Annotated in this window: 22 protein-coding genes; 14 read left to right on the top strand and 8 right to left on the bottom strand. The window is 69.1% G+C overall.

The window, feature by feature from the left end; genetic code table 11:
* Positions 1 to 18: 18 nt before the first annotated feature.
* On the top strand, positions 19 to 2139 hold the full coding sequence (locus tag ABIC50_RS30075; protein ID WP_354168489.1) for a phosphocholine-specific phospholipase C: 2121 nt from the start codon (positions 19 to 21) through the stop codon (positions 2137 to 2139).
* Between the two features lie 52 nt (positions 2140 to 2191).
* Here ABIC50_RS30075 and ABIC50_RS30070 read toward each other — a convergent pair whose 3' ends face one another.
* Positions 2192 to 2815, bottom strand: a complete 624-nt coding sequence (locus ABIC50_RS30070) for an RBBP9/YdeN family alpha/beta hydrolase (RefSeq protein ID WP_175706498.1) — start codon at positions 2813 to 2815, stop codon at positions 2192 to 2194.
* 432 nt (positions 2816 to 3247) lie between these two features.
* On the opposite strand from ABIC50_RS30070, the gene ABIC50_RS30065 reads away from it, so the two are divergent.
* Genes ABIC50_RS30065 through ABIC50_RS30045 form a run of 5 tightly spaced genes read left to right on the top strand, consistent with a single transcriptional unit; the run spans position 3248 to position 6325 of the window.
* Positions 3248 to 3685 (top strand): VOC family protein, encoded by a 438-nt coding sequence (locus ABIC50_RS30065; RefSeq protein ID WP_006762228.1) that lies wholly within the window; start codon positions 3248 to 3250, stop codon positions 3683 to 3685.
* A 4-nt stretch (positions 3686 to 3689) separates the two neighbouring features.
* Entirely contained in the window at positions 3690 to 4631 is a 942-nt protein-coding gene (locus ABIC50_RS30060) for a 2-hydroxyacid dehydrogenase (protein WP_354168487.1), read from the top strand.
* Positions 4632 to 4660: 29 nt separating this feature from the next.
* A complete protein-coding gene (locus ABIC50_RS30055; RefSeq protein WP_011658093.1) occupies positions 4661 to 5593 on the top strand; it encodes a hydroxymethylglutaryl-CoA lyase in 933 nt (310 codons plus the stop codon).
* A gap of 22 nt (positions 5594 to 5615) precedes the next feature.
* A complete protein-coding gene (locus ABIC50_RS30050) occupies positions 5616 to 6122 on the top strand; it encodes a YbaK/EbsC family protein (protein ID WP_011658094.1) in 507 nt (168 codons plus the stop codon).
* A complete protein-coding gene (locus ABIC50_RS30045; protein WP_175730557.1) occupies positions 6119 to 6325 on the top strand; it encodes a DUF1289 domain-containing protein in 207 nt (68 codons plus the stop codon). Before ABIC50_RS30050 ends, ABIC50_RS30045 begins: the two co-directional genes overlap by 4 nt.
* A gap of 231 nt (positions 6326 to 6556) precedes the next feature.
* Here ABIC50_RS30045 and ABIC50_RS30040 read toward each other — a convergent pair whose 3' ends face one another.
* On the bottom strand, positions 6557 to 7459 hold the full coding sequence (locus ABIC50_RS30040; RefSeq protein ID WP_175662560.1) for a DMT family transporter: 903 nt from the start codon (positions 7457 to 7459) through the stop codon (positions 6557 to 6559).
* 113 nt (positions 7460 to 7572) lie between these two features.
* On the opposite strand from ABIC50_RS30040, the gene ABIC50_RS30035 reads away from it, so the two are divergent.
* Positions 7573 to 8064: an Lrp/AsnC family transcriptional regulator gene (locus tag ABIC50_RS30035; protein WP_006754260.1), complete on the top strand. Its 492-nt coding sequence runs from the start codon at positions 7573 to 7575 to the stop codon at positions 8062 to 8064.
* A gap of 32 nt (positions 8065 to 8096) precedes the next feature.
* On the opposite strand, the gene ABIC50_RS30030 is transcribed toward ABIC50_RS30035, so the two are convergent.
* Positions 8097 to 8993, bottom strand: coding sequence for an alpha/beta fold hydrolase (locus ABIC50_RS30030; protein WP_354168485.1), 897 nt, complete (start codon positions 8991 to 8993; stop codon positions 8097 to 8099).
* 279 nt (positions 8994 to 9272) lie between these two features.
* Between ABIC50_RS30030 and ABIC50_RS30025 the strand changes: the two genes are divergently transcribed.
* On the top strand, positions 9273 to 10232 hold the full coding sequence (locus tag ABIC50_RS30025) for an NAD(P)H-dependent flavin oxidoreductase (RefSeq protein ID WP_011658097.1): 960 nt from the start codon (positions 9273 to 9275) through the stop codon (positions 10230 to 10232).
* A gap of 121 nt (positions 10233 to 10353) precedes the next feature.
* Here ABIC50_RS30025 and ABIC50_RS30020 read toward each other — a convergent pair whose 3' ends face one another.
* From ABIC50_RS30020 to ABIC50_RS30010, 3 genes are all read right to left on the bottom strand, one after another.
* Entirely contained in the window at positions 10354 to 11316 is a 963-nt protein-coding gene (locus ABIC50_RS30020) for a LysR family transcriptional regulator (protein WP_012364858.1), read from the bottom strand.
* A 171-nt stretch (positions 11317 to 11487) separates the two neighbouring features.
* Positions 11488 to 12564, bottom strand: coding sequence for a porin (locus ABIC50_RS30015; RefSeq protein WP_126228644.1), 1077 nt, complete (start codon positions 12562 to 12564; stop codon positions 11488 to 11490).
* A gap of 366 nt (positions 12565 to 12930) precedes the next feature.
* The gene (locus tag ABIC50_RS30010; protein WP_354168483.1) at positions 12931 to 13416 is read right to left on the bottom strand and encodes a peptide-binding protein; all 486 of its coding nucleotides are present in this window, start codon (positions 13414 to 13416) and stop codon (positions 12931 to 12933) included.
* Positions 13417 to 13748: 332 nt separating this feature from the next.
* On the opposite strand from ABIC50_RS30010, the gene ABIC50_RS30005 reads away from it, so the two are divergent.
* The 6 genes from ABIC50_RS30005 to ABIC50_RS29980 all read left to right on the top strand — a co-directional run bounded on the left by ABIC50_RS30005 (position 13749) and on the right by ABIC50_RS29980 (position 20698).
* Positions 13749 to 14792, top strand: a complete 1044-nt coding sequence (locus ABIC50_RS30005) for a bile acid:sodium symporter family protein (RefSeq protein ID WP_175696634.1) — start codon at positions 13749 to 13751, stop codon at positions 14790 to 14792.
* Positions 14793 to 15151: 359 nt separating this feature from the next.
* Positions 15152 to 16990: an EAL domain-containing protein gene (locus ABIC50_RS30000; protein ID WP_354168481.1), complete on the top strand. Its 1839-nt coding sequence runs from the start codon at positions 15152 to 15154 to the stop codon at positions 16988 to 16990.
* A gap of 177 nt (positions 16991 to 17167) precedes the next feature.
* Entirely contained in the window at positions 17168 to 18187 is a 1020-nt protein-coding gene (locus ABIC50_RS29995) for a LacI family DNA-binding transcriptional regulator (protein WP_354168480.1), read from the top strand.
* Complete coding sequence (locus ABIC50_RS29990) at positions 18184 to 19464, top strand: AGE family epimerase/isomerase (RefSeq protein WP_354168478.1); 1281 nt, start codon at positions 18184 to 18186, stop codon at positions 19462 to 19464. The genes ABIC50_RS29995 and ABIC50_RS29990 overlap by 4 nt, the downstream gene beginning before the upstream one ends.
* The gene (locus ABIC50_RS29985; RefSeq protein WP_126228649.1) at positions 19461 to 20369 is read left to right on the top strand and encodes a carbohydrate kinase family protein; all 909 of its coding nucleotides are present in this window, start codon (positions 19461 to 19463) and stop codon (positions 20367 to 20369) included. Before ABIC50_RS29990 ends, ABIC50_RS29985 begins: the two co-directional genes overlap by 4 nt.
* Before the next feature lie 107 nt (positions 20370 to 20476).
* Positions 20477 to 20698 (top strand): hypothetical protein, encoded by a 222-nt coding sequence (locus ABIC50_RS29980; protein ID WP_011658106.1) that lies wholly within the window; start codon positions 20477 to 20479, stop codon positions 20696 to 20698.
* A gap of 77 nt (positions 20699 to 20775) precedes the next feature.
* Here the strand turns inward: ABIC50_RS29980 and ABIC50_RS29975 are convergent, their stop codons facing one another.
* Both ABIC50_RS29975 and ABIC50_RS29970 read right to left on the bottom strand, forming a co-directional pair.
* A complete protein-coding gene (locus ABIC50_RS29975; protein WP_006754113.1) occupies positions 20776 to 20970 on the bottom strand; it encodes a DUF2905 domain-containing protein in 195 nt (64 codons plus the stop codon).
* A 12-nt stretch (positions 20971 to 20982) separates the two neighbouring features.
* Entirely contained in the window at positions 20983 to 22173 is a 1191-nt protein-coding gene (locus ABIC50_RS29970) for a class I SAM-dependent methyltransferase (protein WP_354168477.1), read from the bottom strand.
* Positions 22174 to 22178 lie beyond the last annotated feature (5 nt).

Raw genomic sequence — 22178 nt, 5'->3', positions numbered from 1 at the left:
GAACCGAGGTGAAACAACATGACGTCATCCAGCCGCCGCCGTTTCCTGCATACCGTCGCACAGTCAGCGGGCGCCGCCGTCGCGCTCAACGCGTTCCCTGAATCGATCCGCCGCGCGCTCGCGATTCCGGCCGCGCGCGGCACCGGCACGATCCGCGATGTGCAGCACATCGTCGTGTTCATGCAGGAGAACCGCTCGTTCGACCATTACTTCGGACACCTGCGCGGCGTGCGCGGCTACAACGACCGCTTCCCGATCCCGCTGCCGAACGGCAAGCCGGTGTGGTACCAGCCGTCGAAGGAAGACCCGACGAAACCGGTGCTGCCGTTTCGGCTCGACACGAAGACGACCAGCGCGCAGTGCCTCGGCGCGCTCGACCATTCGTGGGCGAAGACCCACGCGGCAATCGACGGGGGCCGCTACGACCAGTGGCCGGCGAACAAGACCGACATGACGATGGGCTATCACGTGCGCGAGGACATCCCGTTCCACTATGCGCTCGCCGATGCGTTCACCGTGTGCGACCACTACTTCTGCTCGCTGCCGGGGCCGACGCACCCGAACCGCTCATACCTGATGACGGGGACGGTCGATCCGACCGGCAAGTTCGGCGGCCCGCTGCTCGACAACGCCGACTACGTCGACGGCGACCTGCCGCCCGCGTACCAGCTGCTGTCGTGGACGACCTTCCCCGAACGGCTGGAGGCGCACGGCGTGTCGTGGCAGATCTACCAGCAGGGGCTCACCTGGGCCGACCCGTACAACGGCAACTACGGCACGAACATCCTGCAGAACTTCACGAACTTCATCAACGCGAAGCCGGGTTCGTCGCTATACCAGCGCGCGCAGACGGTGCGAACGCTCGACAACCTGAAGGACGACGTGATCAACGACCGGCTGCCGCAGGTGTCGTGGCTGCTGCCGCCCGCCGCATTCTCCGAGCATCCGAAATACACGCCCGCGTACGGCGCGAACTACACGTCGCAGATCCTCGACGCGCTGACGGCGAATCCCGACGTGTGGGCGAAGACCGTGCTGTTCATCATGTACGACGAGAACGACGGCTTCTTCGACCACGTCGTGCCGCCGCAGCCGCCCACCTCCGCCGCGCAGGGCGCGTCGACCGTGACGACCGACGGCGAGCTGCATACCGTCGTGAACCCGGGCCGCGGCGGCAGCTACACCGCCGACGGGCTGCCGTACGGCCTCGGGCCGCGCGTGCCGATGACGGTCGTGTCGCCGTGGTCGAAAGGCGGCTTCGTGTGCTCCCAGGTGTTCGACCACACGTCGGTGATCCGCTTCATCGGCGAGCGCTTCGGCATCGACGAGCCGAACATCACGCCGTGGCGCCGCACCGTCTGCGGCGACCTCACCGCCGCGTTCGACTTCCGCTCGTCGGATGCATCGTTTCCGTCGCTGCCCGATACGAGCCAGTACCGCTCGATCGCCGACCAGCAATGCACGTCGCAACCCGCGCCCACCGTGCCCGCGACGCCGTCGCCGATCGTCCCGCAGGAGCCCGGCGTGCGGCCCGCCCGCGCGCTGCCTTACGAACTGCATGTGAACGCGAGCATCTACGGCGGCAACACGCTGCGCATCGAGTTCGCGAACCGCGGCAACCAGGGCGCGCACTTCCAGGTGTACGCTGCGAACCGCACCGACGGCCCGTGGCGCTACACGGTCGGCGGGCGCCGCGTGCTGCACGCGGATTTCGACCTGACGGAGACGAACGGCGTGTATGCGTTCTCGGTGTACGGGCCGAACGGCTTCGTCCGGATGTTCGCGGGCAACGTGTCGGCGGCAACCGCGCGCCGCCGCAACCACGCGCAGCCGGAGGTGAAGGCCGGCTACGACATCGCGAACGGCAACCTGTACCTGAAGCTGCGCAACCATGGCGCAGGCCACGTCACGCTGACGCTGGCCGACAACGCATACGGCGCGCCCGCGCGCCAGGTGACGCTGCACGGCGGCGACGAACGCGTCGAGCAGTGGGCGCTCGCATCGAGCCACCACTGGTATGACGTTACGGTGAGCGACGGCGCGAACGGCACGTTCTCGCGCCGCTTCGCGGGTCACGTCGAGAACGGCCGGTCGAGCTACTCGGATCCGGCCGCGGTGGCGCCCGTCTCGGCGTCGTAGCGGCGCGACGACGCTGCGCGGCCCCGGCTGCGCAGCGTCGTGTCGATGAGTGTCAGACCGCGTGCGCGAGCGCGCGGTCGACGAGCGCGGCGTCGAAGCCGTCGTCCGCGTCGCGAAAGCGCAGCGGCGCCGCGCAATGCACCAGCGTGTCGACGAAATATTTCGCGCGCGGCCACGGCCCGAAGCCGGCCGCGGTGTTGATGTGCCCCGCGTCGCCGAGGTTCACGAATGCGCTGCCGAGCCGCTGCGCGAGCGTGCGCGCATCGGCGAGCGGCATCCACGGATCGGTCTCGCTGCCGATCACGATCGACGGCACCGCGAGCCGGCGCGCGTCGAACGGCCCGGCGAACGTGAACTTCTTAGGACTGGCCGGTGCGACGAGCAGCACGCCCGCGACGTCGGCCGTCTGCGGCCATTGCGCGAGCGCATGCGCGGCCGCGAGGCAGCCGAAGCTGTGCGCGGCCAGCACGAACGGGCCGCGCTCGCGTTCGAGCAGCGCGCGCACCGACTGCGCCCAGCGCGCGAGATCGGGGGCGTCCCAGTCGGCCTGTTCGACCCGCAGCGAACGCGGGAACTGCCGCTCCAGCCAGGTCTGCCAGTGGGCGCCTTCGCTGCCGTGCAGGCCCGGAACGGTCACGAGCCGCGGCGGCCACGCCGATTTGCTGCATGCGCGCATGATTGCCCTCGCTTGCTTTGCTTGGAGACGAGGTTCGATTGTGGCGCGCCGCGCGCGGCGGCCGAACCAATATTTTGTGCTTTGCTTTTGTGTGCGACGGGCACCGGCGACGGGCACCCGGGGACGGCCAACGGCGACGGGCGCCCGGGGGACGGCCGCCGGCGATGGGCACCCGGGGACGGCCTCCGGCGACGGGCACCCGGCGAAGGCCGCCGGCGATAGGCACCCGCCGACGGCCACCGCGGACAGCTACCGGCGACGGGCACCCAACGACGGCCGCCATCGGCCACCCGCGCGAGCCGCGCCACGCGCACCGGCGCCCCCTGGGCGACGCAACCTGCCGCGAAACCGTAGAATGTGGGCTTCCCGCTTGCCATGCATCGGATCGACCCGCGCGCCGCCGCGCCGGTCCCGATCGACAGGAGACGCCCGATGTCCGCTACGCCCGCCGGCGCGCTGCGCCCGTTCCATCTCGCCTTTCCCGTATCGAGCCTCGCCGACGCCCGCGCGTTCTACGGCGGCCTGCTCGGCTGCCCCGAGGGCCGCAGCTCGGATCACTGGGTCGACTTCGACTTTTTCGGCCACCAGCTCGTCGCGCATCTCGCGCCGGACGAAACCGGCGCGAGCGCGGTGAATCCGGTCGATGGCGACAACGTGCCCGTGCGCCATTTCGGCGTCGTGCTGTCGATGGACGAATGGCACGCGCTCGCCGACAAACTCAAGGCCGCGCACACGCGCTTCGTGATCGAGCCGCACATCCGCTTCAAGGGCGAGGTTGGCGAGCAGGCGACGATGTTCTTCCTCGATCCGTGCGGCAACGCGCTCGAATTCAAGGCGTTCGCCGACATCGGCCAGCTGTTCGCGAAGTAAGCGCATGAAGATCCTGTTCTACTCGCCGCATCAGGAAGCCGACGCATGGCGCGACGCGATCGCGCAGGCGCTACCCGACGCCGAGCTGCGCGCGTGGCAGCCGGGCGACACGGCCGCCGCCGACTACGCGCTCGTGTGGCGCGCGCCGCGCGAGCTGTTCGCGCCGCGCGACGGCCTGCGCGCGATCTTCAATCTCGGCGCGGGCGTCGACGCGCTGCTCGCGCTCGAGCGCGCGCATCCCGGCACGCTGCCCCCCGACGTGCCGCTGGTGCGCCTCGAGGATTCGGGCATGGCGCAGCAGATGATCGAATACGTGACGCACGCGGTGCTGCGCTACCTGCGCCGCTTCGACGAATACGAAGCGCTGCAGCGCGAGCGCCGCTGGCAGGTGCTCGAACCGCATCCGCGCGCGCGCTTCACCGTCGCGGTGCTCGGCCTCGGCGTGCTCGGTGCGCAGGTCGCGCAGGCGCTCGCCGCGCTCGGCCTGCCGGTGCGCGGCTACAGCCGCAGCCCGAAGCAGCTCGACGGTATCGACACCTTCGCGGGCGACGACGCGTTCGACGCATGCCTCGACGGTGCGAAGGTGCTCGTGAACCTGCTGCCGAGCACGCGCGATACCGACGGGATTCTGTCGGCACGCACCTTCGCCCGGCTCGCGCCGGGTGCGTATCTGGTGAACGTCGCACGCGGCGCGCATCTCGTCGAAGCCGATCTGCTCGACGCGCTCGCGAGCGGCCAGCTCGCCGCGGCGACGCTCGACGTGTTCCAGCACGAGCCGCTGCCGGCCGATCATCCGTTCTGGCACGCGCCGCGCATCACGATCACGCCGCACTGTTCGGCCGAGACGCTGCGCGACGAAGCGGTCGAGCAGATCGCGGGCAAGATCCGCGCGCTCGAGCGCGGCGAGCGCGTGAGCGGCATCGTCGACTACGCGCGCGGCTACTGAATTCCGCCCTACACAAACTGGAGACAACCATGACGTTCCCCACCGCCGTCAAGATCGTCGAAGTCGGCCCGCGCGACGGGCTGCAGAACGAAAAGACCTTCGTGCCGACCGACGTGAAGATCGCGCTCGTCGACCGGCTGTCGCGCGCCGGTTTCCGCAACATCGAGGCCGCGTCGTTCGTGTCGCCGAAATGGGTGCCGCAGATGGCCGACGGCGCCGACGTGATGGCCGGCATCGAACGTCGCGCGGGCACCGTGTATTCGGTGCTCACGCCGAACCTGAAGGGCTTCGAGAACGCGCTCGCCGCACGCGCGGACGAAGTGGTGATCTTCGGCGCGGCGAGCGAGGCGTTCTCGCAGCGGAACATCAACTGCAGCATCGCGGAAAGCATCGCGCGCTTCGAGCCGGTCGCGAAGGCCGCGAAGGATGCCGGCGTGCGGCTGCGCGGCAGCGTGTCGTGCACGCTCGGCTGCCCGTACCAGGGCGAGGTGCCGGTCGCGTCGGTCGTCGACGTCGTCGAACGCTTCGCGGCGCTCGGCTGCGACGAGATCGACATCGCCGACACGATCGGCGTCGGCACGCCGAAGCGCACGCGCGAAGTGCTGTCGGCCGTCACGCGCGTGTTTCCGCGCGAACGGCTGTCGGGCCACTTCCACGACACCTACGGCCAGGCGCTCGCGAACATCTACGCGGCGCTGTTCGAAGGGATCGAGATCTTCCACGCGTCGGTCGCCGGCCTCGGCGGCTGTCCGTACGCGAAGGGCGCGACCGGCAACGTCGCGACCGAGGACGTGCTGTACCTGATGCAGGGCCTCGGCATCGACACCGGCATCGACCTCGCGCAGGTGGTCGCCGCCGGCGACTTCATCTCGAACGCGATCGGCCGCGCGAACGTGTCGCGCGCCGGCCGCGCGCTGCTCGCGAAGGCGCAGAGCGCGACCGACGCGCCGAGCTGCGTCTGACCCCGCCACTCACGGACTCTCCATGACGACACCCACTTCATTCGACTCCCTCCCCGATTCCGCGCGACGCGTCGCGTTGCTGCTGCGCGAGCGCGGGCATTCGAAAGGCATCGTGATGCTCGCCGAAACCGGCAAGACCTCCGCCGAGGCCGCGGCCGGGCTCGGCTGCTCGGTCGCGCAGATCGCGAAGTCGATCCTGTTTCGGCGCGAATCGGACGGGCTGCCGGTGCTCGTCGTCGCGAGCGGCGTGAACCGCGTCGACGAGAAGAAGGTCGCCGCCCAGGTCGGCCCGGTCGGCCGTGCCGATGCGAAGTTCGTGCGCGACCACACCGGCTATGCGATCGGCGGCGTGTGCCCGATCGGCCATCTCGTCGAGCCGGTCACGCTGATCGACGCCGACCTGCTCGCGCTCGACAGCCTGTGGGCGGCCGCCGGCCATCCGCACGCGGTGTTCAACCTGTCGCCGCAGGAGCTCGTCTCGTTGACCGGCGCACCGGTCGCCGACGTCGCGTTGAGGAACGACGCATGAGCGACGTGCCGGTGGTGGTCGGCACGGTCGCGTCGCCGTGCACCGACGTCTGCAGGATCGACCCGCGTACCGACTGGTGCGCGGGGTGCCTGCGCACGCGCGCCGAGATCAAGGGATGGCGCGCGTCGGACGACGACGCGAGGCGTGCGCTGCTCGCGCGGCTCGATGCGCGGCGGCGCCTGCTCGCACGGAGCGGCGCATAAAAAAATGCCGTTCGGCCTGTCTGGCGAACGGCATGAGATCGGAATCCTGTGAACGTGATCAACGTCACAGCCGCATCATACGAGCGACGCTGCGGCGTCGCATCGGGTGTTTCCCTACAACTTCCTGCGGCCTTGTTCGCGGGCAATCGGCGTTCCCGGACGTGGCGCACACAGGCGCGGCAGACGGCCGCGGCGGCGAGCCGAAACAGCTCGCCGAAGCGCACGAATATTTCAGTTGCCGAGCGGCGCGCGACGCGCGGGCACGATGCGCCAGCCGAGGTTCACGCCGGCCGCCGCGAGCAGGATCAGCAGCGCGCCGAGCACCTGCGTCCACGCGAGCGTCTGTCCGAACGCGACGCGATCGACGATGATCGCGACGACCGGATAGACGAACGACAGCGCGCCCGTCATCGCGACCGGCAGCTTCTGGATCGCGCCGTACAGCAGCACATACATCACGCCGGTGTTCACGACGCCGAGCACGACGAGATCGAGCCACTGCGCGGGCGTCGCCGGCAACGTGCCGAAGTGGGCGAACGGCGCGAGCAGCACGATGCCGAGGCCGGCCTGCAGCAGCGCGAGCAGATGCGGCGGCGTGCCCTTCAGGTGCTTCGTGACGATCGACGACACCGCGTACAGGAACGCCGCGCCGAGCGACAGCGCGACGCCTTCGAGATATTCGCCGGGTACCGCGAGCACCGCCGGCTCGACCCGCACCACGCACACGAGCCCGACGAAGGCGAGCGCGAGCCACGTGATCGTCGATGCGCTGATCCGCTCGCGGAACACGATCGCGCCGAGCGCGACGAGCATGAACGGCTGCGTGTTGTAGACGGCGGTCGCCATCGAGATCGACGCGCGCGAATACGCGGCGAACAGCAGCAGCCAGTTCGCGACGATCGCGACGCTGCCGAGCGTCGCGAGCGCGAGCATGCGCGGCGAGAACAGCGCGCGGCGCAGGAAGCCGAGCGCCGCGCAGACGATCGCGAGCGTCGCCGCGCCGAACAGGCAGCGGAAGAACACGACGTTGGTGAGCGGTTGCTGCGACGACATCACGAGCCAGCCGATCGTGCCGGACATCATCATCGCGACGACCATCTCGGCGGCGCCGCGGCGGGTTTCGTTCGAGGCCATCAGGGACTCCATTCGACGAGAGAAGATGACTTCGATTCTAGGAACTTGCTTTCCGCGCATCCACGACTAAACTGAAGCGAAACCGCCGATTCACCTTCGAAAGCAAAGCGATCATGTCGAAACGCCTTTCCCCGCCCGCCGTCGCGTCACTGGACGCGACCGACCGCGCGATCCTCGCGGCGCTTGCCGAGGATGCGCGCATCGCCACCAGCGAACTGGCGCGGCAGATCGGGCTGTCGGCGCCCGCGACCGCCGACCGCGTGCGGCGGCTCGAAGCGCAGGGCGTGATCGCGGGCTTCACCGTCGAGCTCGACCCGCGCGCGCTCGGCTACACGCTGCAGGCGATCGTCCGCGTGAAGCCGCTGCCGGGGCAGTTGCATCTGGTCGAGGAGGTGTTGCGGCGGATTCCCGAATTCGTCGAATGCGACAAGGTGACCGGCGAGGACTGCTTCATCTGCCGGCTCTACCTGCGCACGATCGGGCACCTCGACGACATCCTGTCGAAGGTGACGGAGCGCGCGGAAACGAGCACGGCGATCGTGAAATCGACGCCCGTGCCGCGCCGCCTGCCGCCGCTCGTCGAAGACGACGCCGCGCGCCGCTGACCGTCGGCGCTTGCCGCCGCGGCCGGCGCCGCTCACGCGGCCGCGTCGCGCGCGTCGAAGAACGCGAGCAGCTCGTCGATCAACGCGACGGGCGCCTCTTCCGGAATGTAGTGCCCGCAATCGAGCGCGCGGCCGCTGACGTCGCGCGCGACGCGCCGCCATTCGTCGAGCGGATCGAAGCAGCGGCCGACGATCCCGTGCTCGCCCCACAGCACGCGCAGCGGGCACGCGACCTTGTTGCCGCGCTCGAGATCCGCGCGGTCGTGTTCCAGATCGATCGTCGCCGACGCGCGGTAGTCCTCGCACATCGCATGCACGGCGCCCGGCTGCGCGAGCGCGGCGCGATACGCGGCGAGCGCCTCCGGCGCGAACGGCGCGAGCCCGGCCGAACGGTTGCCCATCACGCGCTCGATATACGCATCGGTGCGGCCTTCGATCAGCGTTTCGGGCAGCGGCGCCGGCTGGATCAGGAAGAACCAGTGGAAATACGCGGTCGCGAACGCACGATCGGTTTTCTCGTACATCGCGAGCGTCGGCGCGATGTCGAGCAGCATCATCCGTTCGACGGCCGCCGGATGATCGAGCGCGAGCCGGTGCGCGACGCGCGCGCCGCGATCGTGCGCGCACACGTGGAATTGCTCGAAGCCGAAATGCCGCATCACGGCGACCTGGTCGGCCGCCATCGCGCGTTTCGAATACGGCGCGTGCCGCGCGTCGCTCGGCGGCCTGCCCGACGCGCCGTAGCCGCGCAGGTCGGTCGCGATCACCGTGAAGTGATTCGCCAGCGTCGCGGCGACGCGATGCCAGATCATGTGGGTCTGCGGATGGCCGTGCAGCAGCAGAAGCGGCGGCCCCGCGCCTCCTTTGACACCGAAGATGTCGGTGTCCTGCAACGTCACGCGAAACGATGCAAACGCGTCAAACGACATGGTTTGTTTCTCGTCGGTTTGTTATGGCGGGTATTGTAGGAGCGCGCGGCCGGCTGCTGCGCGCGGCAGCGGCCCGAATGCGTAGAAAGAGAACACTCACTCGATTGTCGCCCCGCCGCGCCGTTTGCTAAGCTCGCGTAGAATCGCACGACCGTTCGTATTAATATGGGCGCAGCGCTACGCCGCTACACTCGAAGCATCGTTCGACCGCCAAGCATGCATGCCGAAGCCGGCGCGATCGCGCCGGGGCCGGCCGCCCCTCGAGACTGGAGACATCACATGGCATTGCCCGCTGTCCTGCAGAACCTGACGCTGCCCGTCATCGCGTCGCCGATGTTCATCGTCAGCTACCCCGAACTCGTGCTCGCGCAATGCAAGGCGGGTATCGTCGGATCCTTCCCCGCGCTCAACGCCCGTCCGGCCGAACTGCTCGACGAATGGCTCACGCAGATCCAGTCCGAGCTCGCCGACCACAAGGCGAAGCACCCGGACGCGGTGATCGGCCCGATCGCGGTCAACCAGATCGTCCACCAGTCGAATGTGCGCCTCGAGCATGACGTGCGCGTGTGCGTCGAGCACAAGGTGCCGATCTTCATCACGAGCCTGCGCGCGCCGGCGCGCGAGATCGTCGACGCGGTGCACAGCTACGGCGGCATCGTGCTGCACGACGTGATCAACCTGCGTCACGCGCAGAAGGCGCTCGAAGCCGGTGTCGACGGGCTGATCCTGGTCGCGGCCGGCGCCGGCGGCCACGCGGGAACGACCTCTCCGTTCGCGCTCGTCGGCGAAGTGCGCCGGATGTTTGACGGCCCGATCGTGCTGTCCGGTTCGATCGCGAACGGCGGCTCGATCCTCGCCGCGCAGGCGATGGGCGCCGACTTCGCGTACATGGGCACGCGCTTCATCGCGACGCAGGAAGCGCACGCGGTCGAGGACTACAAGCACGCGATCCTCAACGCGAAATCGTCCGACATCATCTATACGAACCTCTTCACCGGCGTGCACGGCAACTACATCCGCGAGAGCATCGAGAAGGCCGGCCTCGATCCGGACGCGCTGCCGGAATCGGACAAGACGAAGATGAATTTCGGCGGCGACAAGACGAAGGCGTGGAAGGACATCTGGGGTGCCGGCCAGGGCGTCGGCCTGATGGACGACCTGCCGAGCGTCGGCGAGCTCGTCGAGCGGATGAAGCGCGAGTACGACGACGCGAAGGCACGGCTCGGCATCGCACGCTGACGCATGCGGCGGGCGGCGCCACCGCCGCGCATCCACGCATCACGTCGGACCGGAAACGAAAAAGCGCGAACCGCAACGGCTCGCGCTTTTTTTATATCCGCCCGCGGGCGGGCAGCGCCGCTCAGCCCGCGCGCTTGATCCGCGTGATCGGCAGCACGCGCAGGTGCGATTCGATCGACGGGCACAGCGACTGCCCTTCGAAACGCGCGGCGAGGAAGTCGACGAACGAGCGCACCTTCGCGGACACATGGCGGCGGCTCGCATACACCGCATAGATCGGCGCCTCGTGCGGCGGCACCGAGTCGAGCAGCACCGGCACGAGCCGGCCGGATTCGATGTCGTCGCCGACCACCTCGGTGCCGAGCAGCGCGATGCCCGCGCCCGCGAGCACGGCCGCGCGCAGCCCTTCGAGATGGTTCACGATCAGGTTGCCGTTCAGGTTCACGCGCGACGCGGCGGCCGCGTCGATCACCAGCGAATCGAGCATCGTCGAATTCGAATCGCGCCGCAGGTAGTTGTGGTGCGCGAGATCGGCGATCGTCTGCGGCGTGCCGTGCTTCTCGAGATACTCGGGCGACGCGACCAGCAGGATGTGCGCGGTCGCGATCTGCCGCGCGACCAGCGACGAGGATTTCAGTCCGTTCGGCGCCGCGCGCACCGCGACGTCATAGCCTTCCTCGATCAGGTCGACCACGCGATCGGACAGCGTCATGTCGACGACCACGTCCGGGAACCGGCCCGCATAATCGGTGACGGCCTGCATCACGTGCCGCAATCCGAACGCGGACAGCGACGTCACGCGCAGGCGGCCCTGCGGCACGACGCTCGCGGCGCCGACCGCCTGTCCGGCTTCGTCGAGTTCCGACAGCGCCTGCACGAGGCGCTCATAGTATTCGCGTCCCGCCTCGGTCGGCGCGACGCGTCGTGTCGTGCGATGCAGCAGCCGCGCGCCGAGCTGCTGCTCGAGATGCATCACGTGCTTGCTCGCCATCGCGGCCGACATCTGCATGCGCTCCGCCGCGCCGACGAAGCTGCCCACTTCGACGACGTAGCGAAACACATTCATGCTGACGAGGGTATCCATCGAACTAGCTCGCAATTCCTGGGAATCATGCAATTACGAGATAGGGTAACAAAGGCAAGGAAACCAAAAGGTCAACAATGGCAAAACGGCGCAACAGTAAGCGGCGCCGTTGCGGGACGGGAAACGGGCGGGCGGCACGCGCGGTGTCGATTCGCGCCCGCCATCGTCTCGTCAGAACTTTGCGCGGATGCCTGCGCCGAACGTGTTGCCGTTCGACAGGCCGCTGATGTGGTCGTTCATGTACGCGGCATAGACGTCGGTGCGCTTGGACAGCGGATAGTCGTAGCCGACGGCCCAGGTCTGGCGCGTCTGGTCGAGGCCGCCGCCGTCGCGCGAGTACGCATACGACGCCATCGCGTTGCCGACGCCGAGCGGCACCGACACGCCGCCCTGCGCGGTATTCACGTGCCAGCTGCCGGCGACCTGGTCGTTCTTCGTATACATATACTGGCCGAACAGCTTCACGTACTTCAGGTCGTAGGTCGCGCCGACCAGCCCGATCCCCTGGCTCTTCATGCCGGTCACGAGCGAGCTGAGGTCCTGCGGGCCGTTGTTGAAGTTCACGTACTGGTAGACGGCCGTCGCTGCGAACGGGCCGTTCGCGTAGTTGAACTGCGCGCTCCACTTCTTCGAGCGGTTGTCGCCGGCCGTGTTGCCGAGCGCGTACATCGCCCCGAAATTCAGGCCGCCGAACGAAGGCGACGTGTACGACAGCGCATTGTTCCAGCCCGAATCCCCCACCGCGCCCTGGTCGCTCGGATAGGTCGGGAACGTGCCGAGGCCGAGAAACACGTGGTACACCATCGGCGAGAAGGTGTACGAGTCGTAGAACGGGTTGAACAGGATCGTCGACAGGAACAGGTGCGTGGTCAGGCGGCCTGCCGTCACCGTGCCGTACGGCGAGCTGACGCCGACGTACGCGTTGCGCGCGAAGAACGTATCGCCCTGGAAGCGCCCGAACTGGCCGTTCTGCGCGCGGAAGAAGCTCTCCAGCGTGAAGATCGCCTTGTAGCCGTTGCCGAGATCCTCCGCCCCGTGCAGGCCCCAGTACGAGGTCGACATCCCGCCGCCCGACACGTTCCACGCGCGATCGCCGCCCGGGAACTTGGTTGCGCCGATCCATTCGTCCACCTGACCGTAGAGCGAAACGCTCGACTGCGCGTGGACGGGTGCGGCGGCCGCCACGCAGGTGGCCGCGGCGATCAGCTTGACGGACGTGCGCGACGCACGGCGAGCGAATGCTTTCATGGGATCTCCAGGTTTTGTCGAAGTCGATAAGTGGCGCGAGCGTTGTTTTTTGGAGCCGATTGCTTGCGTCGTATGGGGCGCAGCCATCTTTACGGATCATTTGTCCGGTCAAAATTGCGCGCACTTATTGCGGGTATAGCGGCGGCATTAACTTCGCGGCATCGACACATGGCCGCACGCGTCGCGGCGGGCCCGCGCGGGGCGGGCATGCGACGGGACGGCCGCGGGACGGCGCCCGTGCCGGGCGCGAAAGATAGCGCAATGCGGAGGGAAAATCAGCGGAAATCTGCGCGCGACTGTGGCGAATTCGCATCACAGCCGGCGAGGGACGAGCGCGCGACGGCGCTCAGCGAACGCGCGGGGTGCTCAGTTTCGGTAGAACGGGGAGAAATACGGCGAGTGGGCGGCAGGCTCTTCCTGCGCGCGCAGGGGCGGCATCGGACGGCCGCCGCGCTCCTCGTTGTAGCGCGCGACGTCGGCGCGGATCGAGCCGGCGCGCATCGGCACGTTGCCGCCGCCCGGCGGGCGCGGCATCTGGCGGGAGTCGGCGCTGATCGGGCGATACGGGCTCTGCGCGGCGTAATGGCCGTAAGACGGCGTCGGCCGCAGGCCCCAGCGGGAGCCGGAGCCGCTCACGCCGCCGACACGCGCGCCGCCCGGCGGCAGCGCCCGGCGCCAGACCTGCGCGCTGGCGGCCGACTGGCCGTACGCGCGCATGTCGCCACCGCCGAAACCGTGGCCGCCGAACGCATGACCGCCATGCGGCGGTTGCGCGAGCGCGAACGGCATCAGCAGCGTGCCGAGCACGCCTGCCACCCATCGTCCGACCTTCAGTTTCACCCGTTCCGTCATCATTCGTTGCCTGTTACCGCTCACCGCCGGTGTTTTTCGGCTGACGCAAGCCTTTCAGCAGTAATTTATGAGCGGCCTGAAACGGTGTCGAGCCAAAAAGTGTTAGGTCGCCGGCATCGGTGTAACACCATGTTACTGCTAGGTTTTTTCACTTCCGCGGCCAATTGTGGAAGAACATTCTTCTGCTCATTCGCGCGCCGTCCGGTGGCCCTGCCGCATTCAATGGATTCATCAATCGATTCTCACAATGAATTTGTCTCTTGAATGAGCAGCCGGGACAATGTCGGCTTCGCGCGCGCGATGCGCGCCGCCGTTTTCGAATCGAGCTCCCGATGGCCCGTCCCCGTTTCCTTCCCGACAACTTCACGCTCGCGCTCGTCGGCACCGTCGTGCTCGCGAGCCTGTTGCCGTGCCGCGGCCCGGCCGCCCACGCGTTCAACTGGGCGACCAACATCGCGGTCGGCCTGCTGTTCTTCCTGCATGGTGCGAAGCTGTCGCGCGAAGCCGTCGTCGCGGGGGCGACCCACTGGCGGCTGCATGCGGTCGTGCTGCTCAGCACGTTCGCGCTGTTCCCGCTGCTCGGCCTCGCGCTGAAGCCCGTGCTGCAACCGCTCGTCACGCCGACGCTCTATGCCGGCGTGCTGTTTCTGTGCACGCTGCCGTCGACGGTCCAGTCGTCGATCGCGTTCACGTCGATCGCGAAAGGCAACGTGCCGGCCGCCGTGTGCGCGGCGTCCGCGTCGAGCCTGCTCGGGATCTTCGTGACGCCGGCGCTCGTCGGGCTGATGATCACGTCGCAGTCGGCCGCGGCCGCGTCGCCGTGGAGTACGGTCGGCAGCATCGTGATGCAGCTGCTCGTGCCGTTCGTCGCCGGCCAGTTGCTGCGGCCCGTCATCGGCGGCTGGATCGAGCGCAATCGCGGCGTGCTGCGCTTCGTCGACCAGGGCTCGATCCTGCTCGTGGTGTACGTCGCGTTCAGCGAGGCCGTGAACCAGGGGCTGTGGCACCAGATTCCGGCGCGCGCGCTCGGCGGCCTGCTGGTCGTCAACGTCGTGCTGCTCGTGATCGCGCTGGTGCTGACGACGATCGTCAGCAAGCGGCTCGGCTTCAATCGCGCCGACCAGATCACGATCATCTTCTGCGGATCGAAGAAGAGCCTCGCGGCCGGCGTGCCGATGGCGAAGGTGATCTTCTCCGCGCAGGCGGTCGGCGCGATCGTGCTGCCGCTGATGCTGTTCCACCAGATCCAGCTAATGGCGTGCGCGGCACTCGCGCAGCGCTGGGGCGCGCGCGACCTGAGCGGCGAGCGCGACGGCGAGGATGCCGAGGCGGGCACGGCGCGCACGCAGGGCACGCTGAACGCGGGCAAGCGCTGACGCGGAGGCGGCGCGGCCGGCCTAGCAGGCCCAGGATGCTGCGGCGGGCGCGGCGCGCACGCAGGGCACGCTGAACGCGGGCACGCGCTGACGCGGAGGCCGCGCGGCCGGCATGGCGGGTCTAGGATGCTGCGGCGGGCACGGCGCGCGCGCAGGTACGCTGCACGCGGGCAAGCGCTTACGCGGCCGCGCCGGGGTAGGCGCCTTTGCGCTCCCGCCTCGGCCTCCCGCGTCGTTCCCTTTCAGCCCCACGCGACGTCTGCACCATCGACGTGCATCGCGTCACGAAATCTTCATTCAATTCTTCGCGCGCGCTGCCGTTAAAGTCGGGCGTCCCGTCGCCTCGGCCGCCCTCCTCCATGCCCGCGCCCCATCCTGACTCGTCCGTTGCTCCCACCACGCGCCTGATCGCGGAGCGTGCGCTCGCCGCCGTGTTCCAGCCGATCGTCGATCTCGGCTCGGGCACGGTCGTCGGCTACGAAGGCCTGATCCGCGGCCCGAGCGGCACCGACCTCGAGCCGCCGGCCGCGCTGTTCGCGCAGGCCGCCCGCGACGGCACGACCATCGCGCTCGAGCAGGCGGCCGCGCTCGCCTGCCTCGACGCGTTCGCGGCGCTCGGCTGCGACGGCAAGCTGTTCCTCAACTTCAGCGCGGGCACGATCGTGCAACTCGTGCGCGAACGAGAACGCGTGCGGCAACTGCTCGGCCGGGCGGGCGTCGGCGCCGAGCGCATCGTGATCGAGCTGACCGAGCAGACCGCGATGCCGGACGTCGCGCGCATCGAGCCGGCGGTCGCGTCGCTGCGCGACGCCGGCATCCAGTTCGCGCTCGACGACTACGGCACCGCGAACGCGAGCATGAACCTGTGGTTGCGCCTGCACCCGGATGTCGTGAAGATCGATCGCTTCTTCATCCACGACATCGCGCGCGACCCGCTCAAGTTCGAGGCGGTCAGGGCGATGCAGCACTTCGCGCACGCGAGCGGCGCGCAGCTGATCGCGGAAGGCATCGAGAACGCGAGCGACCTGATCGTCGTGCGCGACATGGGCATCTGCTGCGTGCAGGGCTTCCTGCTCGGCCGGCCGAACGCGCGGCCGTCGCCGGTCGTCGCGCCGGCCGCGCGCGACGCGATCCGCACCCCGCACATCGCGGTGTTCCCCGGCGCGACGCGCACCGCGCGGCCGGCCGGCACGATCGCGGCGAAGATGCTCGTGCCCGCGCCAGCGCTGCCGCGCGATGCGACCAGCAACGACGTGCTCGACCTGTTCAACCGGATGCCCGGCCTGCACGCGGTCGCGCTCGTCGAACGCGGGCGGCCGGTCGCGCTCGTGAACCGGCGCGGCTTCATCGACCGCTTCACGCTGCCGTACCACCGCGAGGTGTTCGGGAAGAAGCCGTGCCTGCAGTTCGCGAACGACGCGCCGTTGATGATCGACAACGCGACGTCGGTCGAGCAGCTCGCGATGCTGCTCGCGAGCCACGACCAGCGCTATCTCGCGGATGGCTTCGTGATCACCGAGCACGGCCGCTACCTCGGGCTCGGCACTGGCGAGAGCCTCGTGCGCGCGGTGACCGAGATGCGCATCGAGGCCGCGCGCTACGCGAATCCGCTGACTTTCCTGCCCGGCAACATCCCGATCAGCGCGCATATCGACCGCCTGCTGGAGCGCGACGCCGGCTTCCATGCGTGCTACGTCGACCTGAACCAGTTCAAGCCGTTCAACGATCAGTACGGCTACTGGCAAGGCGACGAAGTGCTGAAGTTCGCGGCGACGGTGCTCGCCGGCGTATGCGATCCGCAGCGGGATTTTCTCGGGCACGTCGGCGGCGACGATTTCCTCGTGCTGTTCCAGCGCGACGACTGGCGCGCGCGGGCGACCGACGCGATCACGCGCTTCAACGACGGCGCGCAGCGCTTCTACACGCAAGCCGACCGGCTGGCGGGCGGGCTGCGCGGCGAGGACCGCCATGGCAACCCCGCGTTCTTCGGCTTCGTGACGATGGCGATCGGCGCGGTCGGCGTGCCGGCAGGCGCGCACGGTGCGATGCGCTACGGCAGCGACGAGATCGCGTCGGTCGCGGCGCTCGCGAAGCGGCGGGCGAAACAGCAGCCGGGCGGGCTCGCGGTCGTCGATCTCGATGCGGGGCGCGCGGCGCTGCGGGAGCGCGGCGAGCCGCCGCTCGCGGCGGCGGGTTGAATGGGAGGCGCGCCTTGCCTTTTCCGCGTTTTGTTTAGTATTTTTAGTAACGGCGTTTTCGCAGATTAGCAGGTAAAAACCCGCTATTTCCGGGTATTCCCCGGTTATCCGGCCCGAATTTGGCGCCGAGTTTTACTATACAATCGCCGTCACCCTAAACAAACCGGATCCCGAACGATGGGCACCACCATTCGCGACGTAGCGCGGGCGGCAGAGGTCTCGATCGGCACCGTCTCCCGCGCGCTGAAAAACCAGCCGGGCCTGTCCGAAGCCACGCGCGCGCGCATCGTCGAGATCGCGCAGCGGCTCGGTTACGACCCGGCCCAGTTGCGCCCGCGCATCCGCCGGCTCACCTTCCTGCTGCACCGCCAGCACAACCGCTTTCCCGCCAGTCCGTTCTTCTCGCACGTGCTGCACGGCGTCGAGGACGCATGCCGCGAGCGCGGCATCGTGCCGACGCTGCTCACGGTCGGCCCGAACGACGACGTGCTGCGCCAGATGCGCCCGCACGCGCCGGACGCGATCGCGGTGGCCGGCTTCATCGAGCCCGAGACGATCGAGGCGCTCGCCGCGACCGGCCGCCCGCTCGTGCTGATCGACCTGTGGGCGCCCGGCCTGCGCTCGGTGAACATCGACAACTCGACGGGCGCGGCGCTCGCGATGCGCCACCTGCTCGCCACCGGCCGCTCGCGGATCGCGTTCATCGGCGGCTCCGCCGCGCACTACAGCATCGCGCAGCGCGCGATCGGCTATCGCCGCGCGTTCTTCGAGGCCGGGCGGCTGTTCGATCCCGCGTACGAAGTGACGATCGACGCCGGGCTCGACCCCGACACCGGCGCCACGCGCGCGATGCAGCAGCTGCTCGACGCGCCGGGCCCGCGCCCCGACGCCGTGTTCGCATACAACGACGCCGCCGCGCTGGCCGCGCAGCGCGTGTGCATCGCGCGCGGCGTGCGGATTCCGGAAGACATCGCGATCGTCGGCTTCGACGACATCCCCGCCGCCGCGCACGCGAACCCGCCGCTCACGACGCTCGCCGTCGACAAGGAAGCGCTCGGCCGCCGCGGCGTCGAACTGCTGCTCGCCGAAGCGCCCGAGCGCACCGAGATCTCCCTGCCCGTCGAGCTGATCGTGCGGGCCAGCAGCCAGCCCGCCGGCTCACCGGCACTCGATACCGCCACGGTCACCGAATCATGAACATGCCCCCGGTCCAATCCCGTACGGCCACGCCGGCCAACCACGCGCAAGCGGCGCCGTTCGTCGCGAGCTTCCGCGATCCGTCGTTCCTGCTGTCGCACATCGAGGACACGCTGCGTTTCTACGCGGCGAACGCATTCGACCCGACAGGCGGCTTCTACCACTACTTCCGCGACGACGGCAGCGTCTACAACCGCACGTCGCGGCATCTGGTCAGCAGTTGCCGGTTCGTCTTCAACTACGCGATGGCGTACCGGCATTTCGGCGATCCGCGCCATCTCGAGTACGCGCGCCACGGGCTGCGCTTCCTGCGCGACGCGCACTGGGACGACGAACTGCAAGGCTACGACTGGGAACTCGACTGGCGCGACGGCGCGAAGCGCGAGACGCTCGACGCCACGCGCCACTGCTACGGGCTCGCGTTCGTGCTGCTGGCCGCCGCGCACGCGACGATGGCCGGCATCGACGAAGCGCGCGCGCTGATCGCGTCGACCTTCGAGCTCGCCGAGCACCGCTTCTGGGATGCCGCCGCGGGCCTCTATGCGGACGACGCGACGCCGAACTGGAACGTGTCGACGTACCGCGGCCAGAACGCGAACATGCACATGACGGAGGCGCTGCTCGCGGCCTACGAGGCGACCGGCCACGTCACCTACCTCGACCGCGCGGAGAAGCTCGCGACCCATATCACCCAGCGCCAGGCCGCGCTGTCGGGCGGCCTCGTGTGGGAGCACTACCATGCGGACTGGTCAGTCGACTGGGACTACAACAAGGAAGACAGCTCGAACATCTTCCGTCCGTGGGGCTTCCAGCCCGGGCACCAGACCGAATGGGCGAAGCTGCTGCTGATCCTGGAGCGGCACCGCCCGCTCGACTGGCTCGTGCCGCGCGCGGCCGAGCTGTTCGACGCGGCGCTCACGCACGCATGGGATGCCGATCACGGCGGCCTCTGCTACGGCTTCGGCCCCGACTTCACGATCTGCGACCACAACAAGTATTTCTGGGTGCAGGCGGAAACCTTCGCGGCGGCCGCGATGCTCGGCGCGCGCACCGGCAGCGAGCGCTTCTGGGACTGGTACGACGAAATCTGGCGCTACAGCTGGGCGCATTTCGTCGATCACCGCTACGGCGCGTGGTACCGGATCCTCACCTGCGACAACCGCAAGTACAGCGACGAGAAGAGCCCGGCCGGCAAGACCGACTATCACACGATGGGCGCGTGCTACGACGTGCTCGCGATCCTCGCGCGCGCGGCGCGCAGCGAGCCGACGCAATGAGCGGCGGCACGTTTCCGGCATTCGTGTCGGCGGGCGACATCCTGACCGACATGGTGCGCGCGGGCGACGCGCAGTGGACCTCGGTGCCGGGCGGCGCCGGCTGGAACGTCGCACGCGCGGTCGCGCGGCTCGGCGTGCCGAGCGCGCTCGCGGGCGCGATCGGCGAGGACTGCTTCTCCGACGTGCTGTGGCGCACCAGCGACGCGGCCGGGCTCGACCTGCGCTTCCTGCAGCGCGTGCCGCGCGCGCCGCTGCTGGCGATCGTTCACGAGACCCGGCCGCCCGCGTACTTCTTCATCGGCGATGCCAGCGCGGATCTCGCGTTCGACCCGGCGCGGCTGCCGGCCGGCTGGACCGAACACGTGCAATGGGCGCATTTCGGCTGCATCAGCCTGGTGCGCGAACCGCTCGCCAGCACGCTCGTCGCGCTCGCGGCCGACCTGCACGCGCGCGGCGTGAAGATCAGCTTCGATCCGAACTACCGGAACCTGATGACGGCCGCGTACCGGCCGACGCTGGAGAAGATGGCCGGCCTGGCCGACCTGATCAAGGTGTCCGACGAGGACCTGCGCCACCTGTTCGGCGGCGACGGCCCCGACGCGGTCGACGCGGTGCGCGCGCTGAACCCGCGCGCGGCCGTGCTCGTCACGCGCGGCGCGCAGGCGGCGACCCTTTACGCGGATGGCGACGTGCTGGAGGCCAGCCCGCCGCGCGTCGAGGTGGTCGACACCGTCGGCGCGGGCGACGCGTCGATCGGCGGCCTGCTGTTCAGCCTGATGGCCGCGCCGCAGCGGCCGTGGCGTGAGCATCTCGCGTTCGCGCTCGCGGCGGGCGCGGCCGCGTGCCGGCATACTGGCGCGCACGCGCCGACGCTCGACGAGGTCGTCGCGCTGCTCGAACGGTGACGGCATGGGGTGGCACGGGACGGCGCGCTGATCGGTCGCCGATTAGCGGCGCTGTACATGCTGCGCCGCAGTGCTACGATGAAGTGTCCTATTGCGGGAGAGGCACGATGGACACGAACACGTTCACCAAAGGCATCTACACGGCCAAGGCGCATACGCAGCACACCGCCAACGGGCAATACCAGGGCTACGTGATCCTCGCGCGGGACGACGGCGACGAGACGGAGAACATGCGCTACGACGTCCACACGACGAGCCCGAGCGAGGAAGAGGCGTTCGACGAAGCGAAGGCGCTCGCGCACCGGATTCTCGGCGAGATTGAACTGTGATGCGCGAACTGTAATGCGCAGGACCATCACGCGCGCGCCGCGGCCGGACCGCGACGCGCCGCCGCATGCGGCGCGGCTCAGAGCAGCCGCGCGACCATCGACACCAGCATCGTCACCACCAGCGTCGACATGAACGGGAACGGGTAGCGCCGCCCGCCGAGCGTCAGCGTGACGTCGCCCGGCATCCGCCCGATGCCGAGCTTGCCGAGCCACGGCCAGCAGCGCGTCAGGATCATCACCGCGAAGAACGACGCCATCAGCCAGCGCAGCATCCCGGGCTCCTGTCAGAGCGCGTGCGAGCGGTCGCCGCGCGCGAATGCGTCGAGCGTGCCGTCGATCCCGCGCGAGAAGGCGATCACCTTGAACAGCTCGCCCATCTCGGCTTCCGAAATCAGCTTCTGCACCGCGTTCGCGGCCGGCAGGAACTGGTGGATGTCGGACGGATCGATCGCGGCCAGTGCGTCGGTGATGCCCGCGTTCAACAGGAAGCGCGCCTGCGACGTGTAGCCGAGCAGGTCGGCGCCGGTGGCAACGCCGGCGTCGTAGATGCCGGTGAATTCGACGTGCGCGGTGATGTCCTGCAGCCCCGGGTAAAGGAAGGCGTCGTCGTGCGCGTGGTGGCGGTAGTGGCACATGAGCGTGCCGCGGTCGCGCTGCGGATGGTAGTACTCGTGCGCCGGAAAGCCGTAGTCGACCAGCAGCACCGCGCCGCGCGCGAGCATCGTGCACACGGTGCGCGTGAACGCGAGCGCGGCTTCGTGCGTCTCGGTCACATAGCCGTCGTCGACGTCGAGCGTCGCCAGCACCGCGGGCAGGCCGGCAGCGCCGACGGGCCGGTCGTCGAACATGAACGCGTGCCGCGCATCCAGCGCGACGCCGCGCTCGAGCCATGCGCCGCCCGACTTCGCGAACAGCCGCACCGGCATCGCATCGAGCACCTCGTTGCCGACCACGACGCCGTCGAAACGCTCGGGCAGCGCGTCGAGCCAGCGCACCTTGCCGGCAAGCGCCGGCGCGGCGGCCGCGATCGTGTCGCGCTGCCGTTCGCGCAGCTCGCCCGACAGATCGACGATCAGGTATTCGTCGAGCTCGACGTCGAGCGCATCGAGTGCCGCGAGCAGCCCGGCCGCGAGCTTGCCCGTGCCCGCGCCGAACTCCATCACGCGACGCGTGCCGCTCGCCGCGAGCGCGTCCGCGACGGGATTCGCGAGCGTCTGCGCGAACAGCGGCGACAGCTCGGGGGCCGTCACGAAGTCGCTGCCGTCGTCGGCGCGGCGTCCGAACTTGCGCGCGCCGCCGCTGTAATAGCCGAGGCCGGGCGCGTACAGCGCGCGCTCCATGAAGCGGTCGAACGGCAGCCAGCCGCCGGCCGCCGCGATCTCGTCGCGCAGTTGCGCGGCGAGCGTTTCGGACTGCGCGAGCGCGTCAGGGCCGGGAGCAGGTAAACTAGCGGATTCGTGAGCTTTCGGGTTCATCCCGG

This window comes from Burkholderia sp. 567, from assembly GCF_040545115.1.
Taxonomy (GTDB): Bacteria; Pseudomonadota; Gammaproteobacteria; order Burkholderiales; family Burkholderiaceae; genus Burkholderia; species Burkholderia ambifaria.
This window is presented reverse-complemented; position numbering and strand designations above follow the sequence as displayed.